Genomic DNA, 16,941 nt, shown 5'->3' on the forward strand with positions numbered 1-16,941 from the left:
GGCGAAGGTGAAGATTCCGGGGGAAACGGTGCAGCTGCTGACCGTCGACGGCTGCCGGCTTCGGGTCCGAACCGTCGGCACCGGCCCGGAAGCGTTCGTGCTGGTGCACGGAATCGGAGTGTCCGCCCGCTACTTCGAACCCCTCGCAGCCGAACTCGCTCGGCATGGCACCGTCCACCTGGTCGATTTGCCGGGCTACGGCGGGCTGCCCGAGCCGGAGCGGGCCCTCGATCTGGTGGAACTGGGGCAGATGGTTCACCACGCTATGGAGGAGTTGGGGATCGGTCCGGCAGTGTTGGTGGGCCACTCAATGGGCTGCCAAGTCATCGCTGAGCTGGCCCTGCTGCATCCGGAAGCGGCCACCGCACTGGTACTGCTGGCACCGACCACTAATCGGCGCGAGCGTAACCCCTGGAAGCAAGGCTGGCGGTTGTTCCAGGACGCGTTCCGGGAACCGCTGGCCGTGGACGCGATTGTAGTCGCCGATTACCTGCGCTGCGGCCCACGCTGGTACTTCGCCGCGCTGCCGGCGATGCTCTACCAGAAGCTGGAGGACCGGATCGCCCGCGTCCGGGTGCCGGTGCGGATCATCCGCGGCAGCCGGGACCCGATCGTGCCTCTGTCTTGGTGTCGGGAGCTGGCTGAGGCCCTGCCCGGAACTACGGTGGACAACATAGACGGTGAGGGGCACGTCATGATGTTCCGCTCACCCGACCGCGTGGCGCAGCTGTGCTTGGCTCCGGCTGGACCGGGCGGGGACGCCGCCGTCGGCGACCGATCGTGAACCGGCTGCAGCGGCTGCTCCGGGTGCTGCGGCGGGCCTTGGGCTGGCTGGAGGACTACATCTATCTCGGCCGGCATCATGTCCGCGGATTCCTCGCGAGAGCCGACCCGGCACAGTACCGGGGGGACGCCGCGCACGGCGCGAGCCCCGTCGTCGTTATTCCGGGTATTTACGAGTCCTGGACCTTCATGCTCCCGTTGATTGAGCATGTCCACGACCGCGGGCATCCGGTGCACGTGGTCGAGCCGCTGGGTTACAACGTCGGCAGCGTCGCGCGCATGGCGGACGTCGTGGGCGACTACCTGCGTGGGAACGGCTTGGAGAACGTGACGATTATCGCGCACAGCAAGGGCGGCCTGATCGGCAAACTCTTGATGACGACGGCGGAGTCCGCCGGGCGAGTGCAGCGGATGGTGGCCATCGGGACCCCCTTTTCGGGTTCCCGCTACGCGGCGTATGCCGTGACGCCGATGGTCCGGGCGTTTTCGCCGAAGAACCGGATGCTGCGGCAGCTGCTGGCGAACCTGGACGTCAACCACCGGATCGTGTCCGCCTACAGCGCCTTCGACCCGCACATTCCCGGCGGCTGCTGGCTGGAAGGCGGCGTGAACATCCGGCTGGAAAGCACCGGGCACTTCAAAATCCTTGCCGAGAAACGCGTTCACGACATCATCGACCAGGTGCTGGCCGGAACAATGCCGTCCTAGCCGCCGGCGGGTCGGAGCGTTTCTTCAAGGTGCGGCGCGCGGGTCTCCACGCGCTCGCTGGCGCTCGCTTGGTCGACCACCGGGGCTGTCGGTGGTCGATGGAGGCGCGCCAGCGCCGAGTAGAGACCGGACGACCACCGGGCGGTTCGCCCATTGTCCGGCCAGTTGTCCCGCGTTAGTGTCGAAGACAAGGACCACTGCAGACGGATACTGGGCAGCGGCGTTGCCGTGTTGACTGCCCGAGCAAAGGAGGCAGGCATGACGATCAGCCGGACAAGCCGCTTGGATCGAGGTGCGCGATGGGTTCGGTAGTAGTTTTCGCCCCGTCGCCGGGACTGACCGTAACCGTGGAGGATGTTGACGGCCGCCCCGATATCCATCTGCATGCCGGCGGGCAAGGCGTCTGGCAGGCCCGGATGCTGACCGGGCTGGGTGCGTCCGTCACCATGTGCGCCGTCTTCTCAGGTGAAACGGGCAGCGTGATCCGGCATCTGATAGAGGATGAAGGCGTCGAGGTGATACCGGTGGAGGGGCAGGGCAGCAGCGGGGCTTACATCCACGACCGGCGGGCCGGCGAACGGGAATTGGTGGCCGAGAACCCGGGAGAAAAGCTCACCCGCCACGACCTGGACGAACTCTACGGGCAGACCCTGAAGGCCGGTATGGAAGCCGGCACCGTGATCCTCAGCGGGGCGGTCCGCGAAGACGCCGTCCCGTCCGACGTCTACCGGAGACTTGCCGCCGACCTGGGCACCGCGGGCTGCCGGGTGATCACCGACCTGACCGGCGACCGGCTCACCGCGGCGCTCGCCGGCGGCGTCAGCGTGGCCAAGATTGCCGACGACGAACTCACGGACAGCGGGCGTGCCGCCTCGGACGAACCGGAGGCGATCATCGAGGCCATGCACGCCCTGCACGAGGAAGGTGCCGGCACGGTTATTGTCACCCGGGCGCATTTGCCGTCGCTGATGCTGCACGAGGACGAGCTCAGCGAGATCCGCGTACCGGAGATGCAGAGCGTGGATACCCACGGCGCGGGGGATTCACTGACCGCTGGAGTCGCCGCCACGCTGGCCGACGGCGGGACCATGCATCAGGCGGTGGTGCTGGGCACTGCCGCCGGCGCACTGAATGTCACCCGCCATGGCCTCGGCACCGGCGAAGAGGGCGCCATCCGCAACCTGACCAAGCTGGTGACCGTCTCGGCGTATCAGGCCGAGGAGCCGGCCGCTGACCAGCAGGCGAGCCCGGAGGAACTGGCCCGAAAGGTGTGGAAACAATGAAGACGCCGAAGATGGTGCTGATTACCAACGACGACGGCATCGACTCTCCGGGGTTGCATGCCCTGGCCGCCGGCGCCCTGGAGGCCGGGCTGAACGTGACTGTCGCGGCCCCGGTCGCCGAAGCCAGCGGCAGCAGTGCGTCCATTACGGCGTGGGAAGACGAGGGCCGCATCCGGGTTGAGCAGCGGACGCTGGAAGGGCTCGAGTCGGTGCCGGCCTTTGCCGTGCACGGCAGCCCCGGATTCATCTCTATGATCGCCACGCACGGTGCCTTCGGCGACCGGCCCGATCTGGTCCTCTCCGGTGTAAACCGAGGGGCGAATGTGGGCCGGGTGATCCTGCACTCGGGCACCGTTGGCGCCGCGTTGACCGCAGGAGTGAACGGCGGACGCGGCATGGCAGTTTCGCTGGACACCGGGCTGAACCCGGCGCACTTGAACTGGGAAACCGCCGCCGTGCTGGCCACGGGGTTGCTGCCGTACCTGATGGACCAGCGGGTGGGCACCGTCTTGAACCTCAACGTGCCAAACGTGGACGGATCCGAGCTGCCCGAATTTAGGACGGCGACGCTCGCCGAGTTCGGCATCGTTCAGACCACTGTGGCCGAGCGGGGCGAAGACCATCTCCGGTTGGCCATCGCGGACAGCCAGGAGCAGGCCCCGCCGGAGAGCGACTTCGCGCTGCTGGCCGCCGGCTTCGCCACGGTCACCGGAATCCAGCCGGTCACCGAAAGCAACCTGCCGGACTTCTCCGCAGCCGTGGACCGGCGTCGTTCCTAAAAAAGCAGTCCCCGCACACCGCGGGGCAGGACTGGCCGGTGCGGGTGGACAGGGAAATGCTGGGCCAATGCGAAGCTCAAGGAGTCTTCGACCCAGATCCTGATCAGCTGAGCCCTGATCAGCTGAGCGAGGTCAGACCAGCTGCCGGGGGATGCTGCGCTGCCAGTTCTGCGAGTAGACGCGGGGGTTGCCCTTGTCCTCGTCCAGCTCGTACGCATCCAGCTGCGCGTTCACCACAAAATCCGTCGGCGTGGAGGTCAGCACCGTCCGGGTCTGCACCTCGATCCGCCAGTCGCCGCGTTCGTAGCGGCGGATGGTCTGGGTTTCGCCGCGGACCGAATTCACGTCGTTCCCGCGGGAGCTGTACCACTCGTTGCTCACCCGCTTGATGTCCGTGCCGGTTTCGTCGATTCGGAAGCGGCCTTGGTCGTTGATGATCTCCACCGTTGACGTGCCCGTCTCCAGATCGCGGATGGTCCGCCAGTGGTGGTTGCCCGGGTTCAGCAGAGTGGTGGCCAGCTCCGGGGCCGTCTCGGGTTCCGCGAAGGGACGCAGCTCGCCGTCGTCAGCCCGCGGCCGGCGCACCGGGATGTCCAATGTGCCGCCGGAGAAGATGGTGACCGTCGCCGGTTCCGGCGCCGACCACACCAGCGGCCAGTACGACGTCGAGACCGACAGCCGCAGCCGGTGTCCGGCCGGGAACGACTGTGCGAGCCCGTTGAGCGGGATTTCGATCCGGTAGCGCTCGCCGGGTTCCAGCGGCTGAGGTTGCTCGCTGCCGTCGCGGTGCGTCAGGTTGAGCAGTCCGTAGGTGACCCGCGTGGCCTCACCGTTCGGCGCCACATCGGAGAGCCGGACCACCAGTTGGGCGACGGGCTTGTCCGAGGCCACCTCAAACGCGGCGACCGGCCGGCCGAAGACTTCAAGGTCGCTTTCCAGCGGTTCCGTCTCGTAGACCAGTGAGCCGCCGTCCTCCTCGCGCTGGTCGGAGGGCAGGTCGGGCAGTGCCGCGTAGGAAGCCCACTTGCCGGCGAACATGCCCACGCTCAGCGGCGAGAGCAGATCAACGCCGCCGCCCGACTCCACCGGTGAGCCTTCCGGGAACAGGCCATAACGGCCCAGTTGCCAGCGTTGGTTCTCGATGTTCGGCGACGGCCAGGACGGTTCGGCAACCCAGTGGCCGGGACGGTCCTCGTAGGAGGGCTCGGGGGAGACCGCATCCTGCATCCAGGCCCGGACCATCGGCTCTTCCATCATGCCGGTGTCCTTGTCCTTCAGCCAGTGGTCCCACCAGCGCACCGCTTCCTGCAGGAAGCCGATGGCCGGACCCGGCACGCCCAGATGCGGGTACTTGTGCCCCCAGGGGCCGATCAGTCCTTGGCGCGGCACATCCAGGTTCTCCATCAGGCGGAAAATGGCGTTGGTGTAGCCGTCCGCCCAGCCGCCCACGGCCATGACCGGGATCTTCACCTGCGAGTAGTCCTCACAGACCGACGCCGGCTTCCAATACTCGTCCCGGGTCTGGTGTTCCAGCCAGGTCTCCAGCCAGAGGCCGCTGCCGGAGAGCCGCTCGTGCCACATCTCGCGCCACCTGTCGCCGACGATTTCCGGGTCCGGCGGCAGGCTGTTGAAGGCAAACATCACGGTTGCCTCGGAAAGGTTGTCGGCCAGCAGACAGCCGCCCATGTAATGCATGTTGTCCACGTACAGGTCGTCGGTGGCCGAGGCACTGATGATCGCCTTCAACGCCGGAGGCTGGCGGGCGGCCATCTGCAGGCTGTTGAATCCGCCCCAGGAGATGCCCATCATGCCCACCTTGCCGTCGCACCAGGGCTGGTCGGCCAGCCAGGCAATGACGTCTTCGGCGTCTTCGTGTTCCTGCGGCCGGTATTCGTCAGTCATCACGCCGTCGGAATCGCCGCTGCCGCGCATGTCCACCCGGACGCTGATGTAGCCGTGGCCGGCCATGTACGGATGGTTCAGTTCGTCGCGGCCGCGGGAGTTGTCCCGCTTGCGGTACGGAATGTATTCAAGGATGGCCGGCACCGGAAGCTGCTCGGCACCCTTCGGCATCCAGATCCGTGCCGCCAGCCGGGCGCCGTCGCGCATGGGAATGAAGACGTTTTCGATGGCACGGACCTTGTGCGGAAAGTTCTCGATGGTTTTCATGCAGTGCTCAGTGCTCCTTTCGACTGTTGTCTGCACCGGCGGTGCGCACCGGGTGTACCTGCACCTGTCTGCCTGCACCGGGTGCGCGTGTGCCGGGCCGCGTGGCTGCGGCCCGGCACAGGGCAGGGGACTAGGCGGCGGGGACGGGCTCGAACTCGAACGGCAGCGAGTCGACCGCTGCGTTGTAGCGCTCCACCAGCTGGTCCCGGTCATCGGCGCCCAGATACAGGATGCCGACGACGTAGCGGTAGCTGTCCTGGTTGGGCAGTTCGGACAACCGGTCTCCCACCTGCGCCTGCAGGGTGAAATTGGCGTGCGGGATCTGCTTGGCCAGCCGGGCGATGTCCTGTTCGTCCGGGACACGGGTCACGATGGAGTCGTCGTCGTGGAAGACCATGCACTGGGAGGCGACGGCGAATTCACCCTTGCGGTGCGGCATGGACGGTTCGACGCCCAGCGCAATGTCGATGGCGACCTCGTGGTTGGATACCCCGTCCACCTTGGCGAAGAGATCGCTGTGCGACTGGGAAATGCGGGTGTTGACCTCGATCAGCCAGAGCTGGTCCTCGGCCTGGTCCCACATGAATTCGGCGTTGAAGCAACCGTTGTCGAAACCAACATGCCGCAGGTACCGCTCGGCCAGGTCGATCATGCGCTGCTGGACCGTCTCCGGGACGCTGTTCGCCGGGTAGTCCAGCCGTTCGAAGCTGGTTCCGGCAGCGTCCTTGTGCATGTCGAAGACCCCGTGGGCGTTGTACGAGCCGCGGAACATGGTGCCTTCCGGGGCGGCCTGGGTGCCGGAAACAAACTGTTCGGCCAGGCAGGTGTTGCCGCCGGCGTTCTCCAGTTCCGGCGGCAGGTCCACCATCTTCAGGACCTCGTTGAAGGCGTCGCCAACCTGTTCGATCTCCGCCCGGATCTGCTGGATGGCGTCGGTGAAGTCTCCTTCGCTGCGGATCTCGAATCCGAGGTTGGAAGAGTGCGCCTTCACCGGCTTGACCCAGAAGGGGAACGGAATGTCGATCTGCTGCAAGGCGCCGTCGTCGAAAGGATCAAAGGAGGCAAACTGCGGAACAACCTCGGGGATGGACGCCTGCTGCTCCAGCCGGCTCCAATACTTGTGCTCACACTTGAGCACGCTTTCCAGCGTCGGCGCGGCGATGCCGTACTCCTTGGCGAGGATGGGGCCGATGACGCTGGTGGGGAAGTCCCAGTGCGAGACGATCGCGTCCACGCTGCCATCGAATTCCCGCAACTGCTGCCGCGCTGCCTCCAGCAGGCCGTGGAAATCGATGTCCTGCGCGCCGACCAGCCGGTCGTAGTCCAGCAGGCTGTGGAAAGTGTAGTTCTCGGCTCCGCGGACAGTCTGCAGTTCGCCGGCCTGGAAATCGGTCAGTCCCAGAATAAAAACGTTCTTCAAATTAATGCCTCCCGTTGTTGGTGGTGACCCTCATGGACGGTGCAAGGTGCAGAGGCCATGGAAAGGATCGGTTGGTCGGGTGGGGTATTTCGACCCAACCACGCACCAGATAGGCCGTCAAGGCGCCAGCAGGGCCGAAGGGTGGGTCCGGACCGGACGCCCGCCGCCGTCGAGGGGGTCAGGCAGGGCCGCTGTGATTTACGGCATGATGGGGACATGGCGCAGAAACAGGCACCGTCGGAACAGCCCATGAGCGACTTCGCGAAGGGCTTTGACTATCCGATGTATGTGGTCACCGCCGTGGGCCGCGGCGGCGCGCGGTCCGGTTGCCTGGTCGGCTTCGCCACGCAGTGCAGCCTGAAGCCGGCACTGTTCCTGGTCTGCATCTCGCAGCAGAACCACACCCATCCCGTGGCGTTGGAGGGCGGCGTCCTCGCGGTGCATGTGCTGGCGCGCCGCCAGCGGGCGCTCGCAGAACTTTTCGGTGAAACGACCGGTGACGAGGTGGACAAGTTCTCCCGCTGCGACTGGGAACCGGGCCCGGAGGACGTTCCGCTGCTGGCGGACGCGGCGCGGGTCATGGTGGGGCGGGTCGTGAAAAAGGTGGACATGGGCGACCACACCGGTTTCCTGCTGTCGCCGGTTGAGACGCGCGGGAGCGAGGCCACCGACCTCTTGTCCTTCAGCGACGTCAAGGATTTCGACGCCGGCCATCCCGCCTAGCGCCGGCCATCCCGCCTAGGCGGCGAGGGCGGCGCCGAAACCGTGCCGGAGGTTACTGCTGGGCCAGGCGCCCGCGGACCATCTCACTGACCGCCTTGCCGTCGTAGCGGCCGGCAACCTTCTCGGTGACCGGCTTCATCACCGCTCCCATCTGCCGCATGGACAGTTCCACGCCGTCGGCCTTGAGACCGGCGATGGTGCTGTCCACGATCTCCGCCACCTCGGCTTCGCTGAGCGGCTTGGGCAAGTAGGCCTCGATGATTTCAGCTTCCGCACTCTCCGCAGCGGCCCGCTCCGATTCGCCGGCCTCGGTGTAGATGCGGGCAGTGTCGCGGCGCTTGGCCGCTTCCTTCTGCAGCAGGGCGGTGGTCTGGGCATCATCCAGCTCCACCGGCGTCTTGCCCGACTTTTCCTTGGTGGTGATCTCGCCCAGCACATTGCGGACGGTGGTCAGCGCCGTCTTATTCCCGGCCTTCATATGGGCGACGACGTCGGCCTGCAGCTGTTCTTTCAAAGTCATGTCAGTTTCCTCGCTTCGGTGTTGTGGTGGTCAGGTGGTGGCGTAGCGGGCGACGAAGTTGCGCAGGATTCGCTGCGGGACCGACACCGTCCTGCAGCGCACCTGCTCCATCACGGCCTCCGCCTGGTCCGGCGGAAAGTAGCCTGCATTTCGGTAGATCCAGATCCGGGTCAGCAGGCCTTCGGTGTCCAGTTCGGCGTGGAATTGGGTGGCATAGAGGTTGTTCTGGAGCCGGAACATTTGGTACGGGCAATGCTCGGATTTGGCCAGGTGGACCGCGCCCGCGGGCAGCACGGAACAGGCTTCCTTGTGTCCTACGAAGGCGCTGAATTCCCGCGGCAGGCCGGAAAGCAGTGGATCGGCGGCGCCGTCGTCGGTCAGCACCACCTGCGCTGCCCCGATCGGCTCGCCGTACTGGCGATCCACCACTCCGCCGCGGTGCCGGCCCAGCGTGCCCACGCCGTAGCAGGCCCCCAAAAACGGAAAATCGCGGGCGACGACGGTGTCCAGCAGTTGCTCCAGCTCGGCTTCCACCCGCAGCTGGACGGCCGGCTTGGTCGCGTCGTCGTCGCTGGAGGTGAACGGGCTGCCGCCCAGGATGATGCCGCTGTAGTCGTTCAGGTTGATGGCCGGCATCGGCCCGGCTTCCAGCCGGACCCGGCGCAGTTGGTCCGGTACCAGACCACCGAACCGGGCGAAGGCCGCATATTCCTCATCGGCTGCGGTGTCGTCGGCGCGTGTGGCCAGCAGCAGGAACGGCTTCATGCGTTGATCGTACAGTTGCCGCGCGGTCCGCCGGTACGGCGGTTGGCGCGGTCGCCTGATGCGGCAGGCCGTATCCGCTGCCGGTGGACGGGCCGTCCGCCGCCGCGTGCGGTCAGGCCGGCTTCCACGGTTTGCCCCAGCTCTTCGGCTTGGCCGTGGGAAAGCGGCGCCAGAGCGTTTGAAACTGTGACACTGCCTCCTGGGCCGCCGCTTGTTCAAGGGCGTCAAGACGGCCATAGAGGAACGTATCCTCGCCCTCGTAGGCTGCCTTGGCCGCCACCCGGCGCAGCAGTTGCCGTGCCACCACGGCATCTTGGTGTTCGCCCAACACACTCTGGATTTCGTGGGCTGCTTGGCCCAAGGCAGCGACGTCCACGGGGGAGAGCACGGCGGCCGCTTCGGCGGCATAGCGCAGCCGTTTGGCCCGTTTGCGGGCCGCATGCAGCGCTTCTTCGGCCAGCTCCGTGCCCTCCGGGGCTGCGAGGGCGGAGTTGGCCGCTGCACGCAGGTGCTTGAACTGCCGGCCCACCAGCCGGGGCACGACCTGCCGGGCGGGTTCGGAGGCCAGTGGGGCCAGTTGCGGGTGGTCCAGCCAATCCTCGATGTCCGTCATCAGCCGGCGGTAGCGTCTGCCGTTGAGGGCCAGCACCACCTGCCGGTGTCCGGCGTCCAGCCGTTCCGCCAGCTCGGCGTTCAGCCGGCGGACGGCAGGTGCGGTGCCGGGAGCGCCCGGCAATACCGTCCGCTCCAGCTGCCGATCCAACTGCCGATCCACCTGCCGGGCCAGATCCGGGCGGACGTTCCCGGGGGCCTCCTTCGTTCCGGGCGCGTTATCTTGCTCGTCCGCACCGGCGCCGTTGTCCTGTCCGTGGCCCGGGGCCCGGCCGTCGGTCTGGTCCTCGATGGCGACAGCCAGCAACCGCCCCAGGCGTTCGGCCTGCACCTCGGCGTCCCGGGCGGCAGCCAGTTCGCCGGCGAGCCACTTCAGCTCGGCCTGCAGCCGGTTCGGCGGCGGGTCCAACAGCTTGCGGAAGGCCTTCAAGACCGAGCGCATCCGGCGAGTGGCGGTGCGCATCTGGTGCACGGCATCAGGGGCGTTTCGCCGGGCGGGGCCGGCCAGTTCCTTGAGTTGAAGAAAATGTCCGTGGACGGCGTGCAGCAGCATGTCGGCGGCCGGGCCTTTGAGCCCCGGCTCGGCACGCGGCTGCGGAGTCAGCGCATCTTCCTGGTGACCGGCCGGTGCGCCCTGCTCGTGACCCGCCGGTGCAGCCTCGGCGCCGCCCCGATCCCCGCCTTTGGTGGACATGCCCGCAGTGTACCGCGGACGGTAAACGGTCCTCCGGTGCGGCTGCACGGCGGGCGGTGGTGGCCGGTAGGCTAGACCCCGTGGACGCAACCATCATCATTTACGTAGTCATCGCCATCGCCGTCATCGGCCTCGTGGCAACGCTGTTGCTGCGCGGGCGCAGGACTCCGCCGGGCACCTACACCACTACCCGGGACGCCAACGACCCGGCCGCGCCGCCGGCCGGGGGCGGCACCGACACACTGGAAGCGCCCCGCGCACCGACAGGCACGGCACCGCCCATCGGGGTGCCCACGGAAGAGGAACCGCTGCCGGCCGGCGTCGAAATTCCGGAGGACGCCGCAGCACTGGAGACCATCCCGGTGGAGACACCGGCACCGGTGCAGGGCCGTCTGGCCCGGTTGCGCGCCCGGCTGGTCAAGTCCAACAACGCGCTGGGCAAGGGGCTGCTGGCGCTGCTCGCAAGCGACAAAATCGATGACGACGTCTGGGACGAAATCGAAGAGACCCTGCTGCTGGCCGACCTCGGCACGGAGCCGACGCTGGAACTGGTGGATGCGCTCAAGGAACGGGTGAAGGTGGAGGGCAGCCGGAACCCGGAGCAGGTCAAGGCCATGCTGCGCGAGGAACTGATCAAGCTGGTGGACCCGTCCATCGACCGATCGCTGGCCGTGATGCGCCACGCCGACCGCCCGGCCGTGGTGCTGGTGGTGGGCGTCAACGGCGTCGGCAAGACCACCACGGTGGGCAAGCTGGCCCGCGTGCTGGTGGCCGAAGACAAGGACGTGATCCTGGGCGCCGCGGATACCTTCCGTGCGGCCGCGGCCGAGCAGCTCGCCACCTGGGGCTCGCGCGTGGGCGTTCCCACGGTGAAGTCCGACGTCGATGGTGCGGACCCAGCCTCCGTCGCCTTTGAGGCGGTCAAGGCCGGCATCGAGCAGGAAGTCGACGTGGTCATGGTGGACACCGCCGGACGCCTGCAGAACAAGGTGGGCCTGATGGACGAACTCGGCAAGGTCAAGCGCGTGATCGAGAAGCAGGCCACGGTCGATGAAGTCTTGCTGGTGCTGGACGCCACCACCGGCCAGAACGGGCTGAATCAGGCCAAGGTCTTTGCGGAGGTCGTCAACATCACCGGCATCGTGCTGACCAAGCTCGACGGCACCGCCAAGGGCGGCATTGTCGTCGCCATCCAGCGCAGCCTGGGCGTGCCGGTGAAGCTGGTGGGCCTGGGCGAAGGCGCCGACGACCTGGCCCCGTTCGAAACCGAAGACTTCGTGGACGCGCTGCTGAACTAGCAGGACAGCCCGCTTAACCAAGGGCGGCGCAAAAACCCAAGGGCAGAGCACACCGCACGACGGCGATCCCTCCTGCCGGGCATGATGTCCGGCGGGAGGGTTTCGCGTTTAACCGCGGGGGAGTTAAACCGCGCTGGAGCGCAGGTTCTGCCGACGCTTCGCCGGCTGCGCGCCCGGTTCGGACGGAAGGCCCGGTGTGCGCAGCGCGATCAGCAAGCCCCAGACGAGCGCGGCGATTGCCAGCCACTGCACGTCCACGCTTCCTCCTGTCTCGGGACCGAGCAGCCAGCTGATGGCGAGCGATACCGCGCTGAAAGCGAGCGCGGTCCCCAGCAGGGTACGGGCCGGGGGCCAGAGCGCATTCAGCAAACTGGCTGCGGCCAGCGTCAGGCCCAGGGCACCCTGGACCGGCCAGTGATCGATGCCCATCGTCCAGTATTCGGGCTCTGATCCTGTGGTGCGGGAAGAGTCGAGCGCGTACCAGGCGTAGGCCGCCCAGCAGGGGAGAGCCAGCAGGGCCAGCACCAGCAGCGGCCAGTACACGGACAGCCGGGGCCTCTCAAACCGGGTTCCGGCGCGCCGGGCGGACCACAGCAGGCCCAAGGACATGGCACCGAGCACCCCGGCCATCACCACCGGACCGAAGCTGAAGCCGAGCAAGGCACCCACGAGGAGCGCCGCCGTCGTGAGCCAGAGCAAGGCTAGTACCGGCCAGACGTCCCGCGGCCGGAACGCCACCCAGCCGAACGGCAAGGCCACCGCGAAGGTGGTGAGGACGCCCCAGCTCGTCTCCAGCGCCGCAACCTCGGCGAAGAAGGAATCCTCAACGAACATGGTGGACAAATCGATCAGCCCGAAACCGGGCAATATCGCCCAAAACAGCACGGCGAACACCGCGAAAATACGTCCCCCGACGGTCATGGGTCAGACAATAGCGGTGGACACGGTCCTTGGCTACAGGCGCGAGTCTGGCGCAGAAACGGCGATTGCCGGTGGCGTTGCCGCCTGACGCGGGTCAGTCCGCCGCAGTTTCCTTGACGGGCTTCATCAGCGTCTCCCGGCCGAACACCAGCCAGAGCAGGGCGGAGGCCAGCATGACCGCTCCGGTGACGCCGAAGGCCCAGGCGTAATTCAGCCGGTCGGCCAGCATGCCGGCAAGGACCGGGCCGATGATGGCCCCGGCGTCGGTGCCCATCTGGAAGACTGCCAGCACCTTGCCGCCGGTGCGGTCGTTGCCGATGATGTCCCCGACGGCGGCCTGTTGTGCCGGCCCCAGCAGGCCCGATCCGAAGCCGGCAATGACCGAGGCTGCCACGAACGCCGGTACGGAATCGATGAAACCAATGGCTGCGATGGCAAGGCCGGCAACGGTGAGCCCGGCGACCACCAGCGGGCGGCGGCCGACGTTGTCCGCGAGGCGGCCGGAAAAGGTCAGGGCCATCGCGTTGCCGACGGCAAAGACGGCCAACGCCAGGCCGGCGGTCGCCGGGCCGGCACCCAGCACGGCTGCCGCGAACAGCGGAATCAGTGCCATCCGGACCCCGAAGGTGGCCCAGCCATTGGCGAAAGCGGAGACGACGGCGGCGCGATAGCCGGGGTCCGACAGCGCCTCGCGCAGATCCATCGCCACCGGCGCCGGTCCGTCGTCGGCGGTCCTGGGCGCGGGCTTCTTCAGCAGGACGGCGACGACGGCGGCCGCCACGAGCAGGGCCACGGCGTAGACCACGAAGGGCATCCGGAGCCCGAACCCGGCCAGCAGGCCGCCGACCACCGGTCCCAGGATGCCGCCCATGAGGAAGGTGCCCGCGTAGAGACTGGAGACCCGGCCGCGTCCGTTCGGCGGGGCCAGCCGCAGGATCAGCGCCATGGCGGAAACGGTGAACATGGTGGAGCCCAGGCCGCCGAGACCGCGGAAGATCAGCAGCTGCCAATAGTCCTGCGCCATCGCGCAGGCGCCGGTTGAAGCGGCCACAATCAGCAGCCCGGTGAGGTAGACCCGGCGTTCGCCCCAGCTGCCTACCAGCGCGCCGCCAACGGGCGCGAACACCAGCCGGGCCAGGGCAAACACGCTGACGATGACGCTGGCGGCCGCCACGCCGACGTCGAAACTGGCGGCGAACTGCGGCAAAACCGGCGCCACCAACCCGTACCCGAGCGCAATCACAAAAGCCGCCGCGACCAGGACCTTGATATCCCGCGGCAGCGGCGTTTGCGCCTCCCTGCCCGGACGTTGCAGACCAGGCAGGCGGATGTAGCGCTCCGTGCGGCGTGAAACTGGCATGTCATCAAGCCTAGCCCGGTTGGATCGGTGTCAATTGTGGCAGTGGCCGGGGGCACAGGCCCACGCCGAATGACCGGGTGGGCACCGCCGTCGTGCGTTCAAGAAGCCAGGCCGCGCCGCGCCTAAAGTGCCACGCGCCGCTGGAGGTGGGCACCGCCGTCGTGCGCTGCAGGGGCCCGCCCAAAAGTGCCACGTCGGCCGTGGGAGGCGGACACCGCCGTCGTGCGTTTGCTGCCGCCGTAACACTGCCGAAACAAGCCGGACAAGCCGGTTTTACCTGGGCGGGTTTGTTGTAACGCGCCCGCAATACACGCTCCGGTTTGCCGAAACACGCCGTCGTCAGGCTTGAGTCAGCGGCGGGAAGCTACCTGCCGAAGGACGAGAGGACGTGAAGATGGATCTGTCAGCAGGTCACGTCTGGGTAATGATTTCGGCAGCCTTGGTGCTGCTCATGACGCCGGGATTGGCGTTCTTCTACGGCGGCATGACACGGGCCAAATCGGCCCTGAACATGATGATGATGAGTTTTTCCGCGATCGCGCTGGTGGCGGTGGTCTGGGTGCTCTGGGGTTACTCCATGAGCAGTGGCGAGGGCGTGGCTCAGCTCTTCGGCAACCCGCTCGCCGCCTTCGGCCTTGAGTCGCTGCTCAACACCGAAGACCTGATCGGTGCCGGCTACGGCGCTACGTTCGCGATCATCACGGTGGCGCTCATTTCCGGCGCCATCGCCGACCGGGCGAAGTTCGGCGCGTGGGTGGTCTTCGTACCGGTCTGGGTCACGCTGGTTTACTGCCCGCTGGCCTTCATGATCTGGGGCGGGGGACTGCTCGGAGCCGACGGAGCCATCGGGGCGTGGGCCGGAGAGGCAATCGACTTCGCCGGCGGCACCGTGGTGCACATCAACGCTGGCGTGGCCGGCCTGATCTTGGCCCTGATTTTGGGCAAGCGCAAGGGCTTCGGTAAGGACCCGGCCCAGCGCCCGCACAACATTCCGCTGGTCATGCTTGGTGCCGCGTTGCTGTGGTTCGGCTGGTTCGGCTTCAACGGCGGTGCGGCTGCAACGACCGAGGAAGCCGGCCTGATCTGGGTCAACACCATGGCCGCTCCGGCCGCCGCCATGCTGGGCTGGCTGGTGATTGAGCGCGTCCGCGACGGCCGCCCCACCTCGCTAGGGGCAGCATCCGGCGTGGTTGCAGGCCTGGTTGCCATCACTCCGGCCTGCGCGAACGTATCCCCGGTGGGCGCCGTTGGCCTGGGCCTGGTGGCCGGCGTGCTGGCGGCGCTGGCGGTCGGGCTGAAGTACCGGTTCGGCTATGACGACTCGCTGGACGTGGTGGGCGTCCACCTGGTGGCAGGCCTGGTCGGCACGCTGGCGCTGGGCTTCATCGCCTTGCCGGTCGAGGGTGTCGGCGGCGGCCTCTTCTACGGCGGCGGATTCGCCCAACTGTGGGCACAGACCGTGGCGGCGGCGGTATCCGTGGTGTTCTGCGCGGTGCTCACCGTCCTCATCGGCCTGGCGATCCACAAGACCATCGGCTTCCGGGTGACCGAAGAGCAAGAGGTCACCGGTGTGGACCTGACCCAGCACGCCGAATCCGCCTACGAGTTCGGCGGCCTGGGCACCGGCGGCACGTTCATCCCGCACCCGGCCACCGACCGCAGCGCGCATAATGCGGGCGCCCGGTCCGCCATCAAGGAAGAAGTCAACGCATGAAACTGGTGACAGCGATCATTCGGCCACAAAAGCTCGATGCCATCCGCAACAGCTTGGAAAGCTACGGCGTCCAGGGACTGACCATCAGCCAGGCCAGCGGATACGGCCGGCAGCGCGGCCACACCGAGGTCTACCGCGGCGCGGAATACACCGTGGACCTGCTGCCCAAGATCCGCATCGAAGTGCTGGTCTCCGATGAGCAGGCCGACGACATCGTTGATGTCCTCGTGGCCACGGCCAATACCGGCCATGCCGGCGACGGGAAGGTCTGGCTGGTGGACGTCCAAGAAGCCGTGCGAGTGCGCACCGGCGAACGTGGTGAGGCAGCCATCTAGGCCGCGTATCCTCCGGCTCGCTCCAAAGCCCGGTTGCTTTGGCCGTCCCTGTGGCGGCCGGGCAGCCGGGCTTTGCTGTGCGCGCATGCCGCGGTTTGGTCGAGTTGCCAGCCAATCGCGTGACGAATCAGTTTGCACCCGATTCTCGCCTCTCGCCGAGGTTACTTGGCTGGGTTCAGCCCGTAGAGGTGCCGATCCGGCCCCCGCAAAATGTCTGTGGCATCCGGCACCAAAGCACGCACCGAGCTGATGAACTCCCGGGTCGGAGACGCCTGATCTGTGCCGAGTAGTTCGGCTAGGGTTGTGAGCCCGAGATGACCCGCAACCTCACCGCACTGGCCACCTCCTGGCTCCTCGTGCTCACCGACGACTTCGGCCAAGCCATCGCCGCCGCCAAAGACCTGCGGATCCCGCCCGAATGGCTCAAACGCCTCATCCGGCTACGCGACCGGCACTGCCGCGAATTCGGCTGCACCGTGCCCGCCGACCAATGCGACATCGACCACACCATCGCCTGGGAAGACGGCGGCAAAACAGTGCCCGAGAACCTCAGCGCCCACTGCAAACCCGGTCACAAAACCAAACACCACGGCGGCGGCAGCGTCACCCAGGACAACGACGGCACCCTGCACTTCACCACCCGCTCCGGACACACCCACACCACCACCCCCGACGAAGGCTGGGCAATCACCTACCCCACAGCAGAGGACCGGGCCAGCAACACAACGAACCAGGACAAAAGCGCAGCAGAACGGTCCGTTGACGGAGAGGATGGCGAACCATGCGACGAAACGCCACCACCCTTCTGATGGGTGGGAACGACGCTACCTATTCCGGGCGCTGCCTCTGCGCGGCGA

At 67.2% G+C, this 16,941-nt stretch carries 16 protein-coding genes; 9 read left to right on the forward strand and 7 right to left on the reverse strand.

Annotated elements, in window-relative coordinates; genetic code table 11:
• Nucleotides 1–7 precede the first annotated feature (7 nt).
• The 4 genes from MNQ99_RS08615 (at nt 8) to surE (ending at nt 3,553) form a co-directional block, all read left to right on the forward strand.
• Nucleotides 8–784 (forward strand): alpha/beta fold hydrolase, encoded by a 777-nt coding sequence (locus MNQ99_RS08615; protein WP_241915134.1) that lies wholly within the window; start codon nt 8–10, stop codon nt 782–784.
• A complete protein-coding gene (locus MNQ99_RS08620; protein WP_241915135.1) occupies nt 781–1,491 on the forward strand; it encodes an esterase/lipase family protein in 711 nt (236 codons plus the stop codon). The genes MNQ99_RS08615 and MNQ99_RS08620 overlap by 4 nt, the downstream gene beginning before the upstream one ends.
• 299 nt (nt 1,492–1,790) lie before the next feature.
• The gene (locus tag MNQ99_RS08625; protein WP_241915136.1) at nt 1,791–2,774 is read left to right on the forward strand and encodes a 1-phosphofructokinase family hexose kinase; all 984 of its coding nucleotides are present in this window, start codon (nt 1,791–1,793) and stop codon (nt 2,772–2,774) included.
• Nucleotides 2,771–3,553 carry a 5'/3'-nucleotidase SurE gene (surE, locus tag MNQ99_RS08630; RefSeq protein WP_127511591.1) on the forward strand — a complete coding sequence of 261 codons (783 nt, stop codon included), beginning with the start codon at nt 2,771–2,773 and terminating at the stop codon, nt 3,551–3,553. The genes MNQ99_RS08625 and surE overlap by 4 nt, the downstream gene beginning before the upstream one ends.
• Before the next feature lie 132 nt (nt 3,554–3,685).
• On the opposite strand, the gene MNQ99_RS08635 is transcribed toward surE, so the two are convergent.
• Both MNQ99_RS08635 and MNQ99_RS08640 read right to left on the reverse strand, forming a co-directional pair.
• Nucleotides 3,686–5,722 (reverse strand): CocE/NonD family hydrolase, encoded by a 2,037-nt coding sequence (locus tag MNQ99_RS08635; protein WP_241915137.1) that lies wholly within the window; start codon nt 5,720–5,722, stop codon nt 3,686–3,688.
• A 130-nt stretch (nt 5,723–5,852) separates the two neighbouring features.
• A complete protein-coding gene (locus tag MNQ99_RS08640) occupies nt 5,853–7,142 on the reverse strand; it encodes an ATP-grasp domain-containing protein (RefSeq protein WP_241915138.1) in 1,290 nt (429 codons plus the stop codon).
• A 216-nt stretch (nt 7,143–7,358) separates the two neighbouring features.
• On the opposite strand from MNQ99_RS08640, the gene MNQ99_RS08645 reads away from it, so the two are divergent.
• Nucleotides 7,359–7,865: a flavin reductase family protein gene (locus MNQ99_RS08645; protein ID WP_241915139.1), complete on the forward strand. Its 507-nt coding sequence runs from the start codon at nt 7,359–7,361 to the stop codon at nt 7,863–7,865.
• A 52-nt stretch (nt 7,866–7,917) separates the two neighbouring features.
• Here the strand turns inward: MNQ99_RS08645 and MNQ99_RS08650 are convergent, their stop codons facing one another.
• The 3 genes from MNQ99_RS08650 to MNQ99_RS08660 all read right to left on the reverse strand — a co-directional run bounded on the left by MNQ99_RS08650 (nt 7,918) and on the right by MNQ99_RS08660 (nt 10,456).
• Complete coding sequence (locus MNQ99_RS08650; protein ID WP_241915140.1) at nt 7,918–8,385, reverse strand: GatB/YqeY domain-containing protein; 468 nt, start codon at nt 8,383–8,385, stop codon at nt 7,918–7,920.
• A 30-nt stretch (nt 8,386–8,415) separates the two neighbouring features.
• Nucleotides 8,416–9,150 (reverse strand): glutamine amidotransferase, encoded by a 735-nt coding sequence (locus MNQ99_RS08655; RefSeq protein ID WP_241915141.1) that lies wholly within the window; start codon nt 9,148–9,150, stop codon nt 8,416–8,418.
• Between the two features lie 112 nt (nt 9,151–9,262).
• The gene (locus MNQ99_RS08660; protein WP_241915142.1) at nt 9,263–10,456 is read right to left on the reverse strand and encodes a CHAD domain-containing protein; all 1,194 of its coding nucleotides are present in this window, start codon (nt 10,454–10,456) and stop codon (nt 9,263–9,265) included.
• Nucleotides 10,457–10,536: 80 nt separating this feature from the next.
• Here MNQ99_RS08660 and ftsY point away from each other — a divergent pair, with 80 nt between their 5' ends.
• Entirely contained in the window at nt 10,537–11,754 is a 1,218-nt protein-coding gene (gene ftsY, locus MNQ99_RS08665; protein ID WP_241915143.1) for a signal recognition particle-docking protein FtsY, read from the forward strand.
• Between the two features lie 123 nt (nt 11,755–11,877).
• Here ftsY and MNQ99_RS08670 read toward each other — a convergent pair whose 3' ends face one another.
• Both MNQ99_RS08670 and MNQ99_RS08675 read right to left on the reverse strand, forming a co-directional pair.
• A complete protein-coding gene (locus MNQ99_RS08670) occupies nt 11,878–12,675 on the reverse strand; it encodes a hypothetical protein (RefSeq protein ID WP_241915144.1) in 798 nt (265 codons plus the stop codon).
• Between the two features lie 94 nt (nt 12,676–12,769).
• Nucleotides 12,770–14,035, reverse strand: a complete 1,266-nt coding sequence (locus MNQ99_RS08675; protein ID WP_241915145.1) for an MFS transporter — start codon at nt 14,033–14,035, stop codon at nt 12,770–12,772.
• Between the two features lie 394 nt (nt 14,036–14,429).
• Between MNQ99_RS08675 and MNQ99_RS08680 the strand changes: the two genes are divergently transcribed.
• The 3 genes from MNQ99_RS08680 (at nt 14,430) to MNQ99_RS08690 (ending at nt 16,893) form a co-directional block, all read left to right on the forward strand.
• Entirely contained in the window at nt 14,430–15,749 is a 1,320-nt protein-coding gene (locus MNQ99_RS08680) for an ammonium transporter (protein WP_241915311.1), read from the forward strand.
• A complete protein-coding gene (locus MNQ99_RS08685; RefSeq protein ID WP_241915146.1) occupies nt 15,746–16,084 on the forward strand; it encodes a P-II family nitrogen regulator in 339 nt (112 codons plus the stop codon). Before MNQ99_RS08680 ends, MNQ99_RS08685 begins: the two co-directional genes overlap by 4 nt.
• A 314-nt stretch (nt 16,085–16,398) precedes the next feature.
• Nucleotides 16,399–16,893 carry an HNH endonuclease signature motif containing protein gene (locus MNQ99_RS08690; RefSeq protein ID WP_241915147.1) on the forward strand — a complete coding sequence of 165 codons (495 nt, stop codon included), beginning with the start codon at nt 16,399–16,401 and terminating at the stop codon, nt 16,891–16,893.
• Nucleotides 16,894–16,941 lie beyond the last annotated feature (48 nt).

The organism is Arthrobacter sulfonylureivorans, from assembly GCF_022637435.1.
GTDB classification, from domain to species: domain Bacteria; phylum Actinomycetota; class Actinomycetes; order Actinomycetales; family Micrococcaceae; genus Crystallibacter; species Crystallibacter sulfonylureivorans.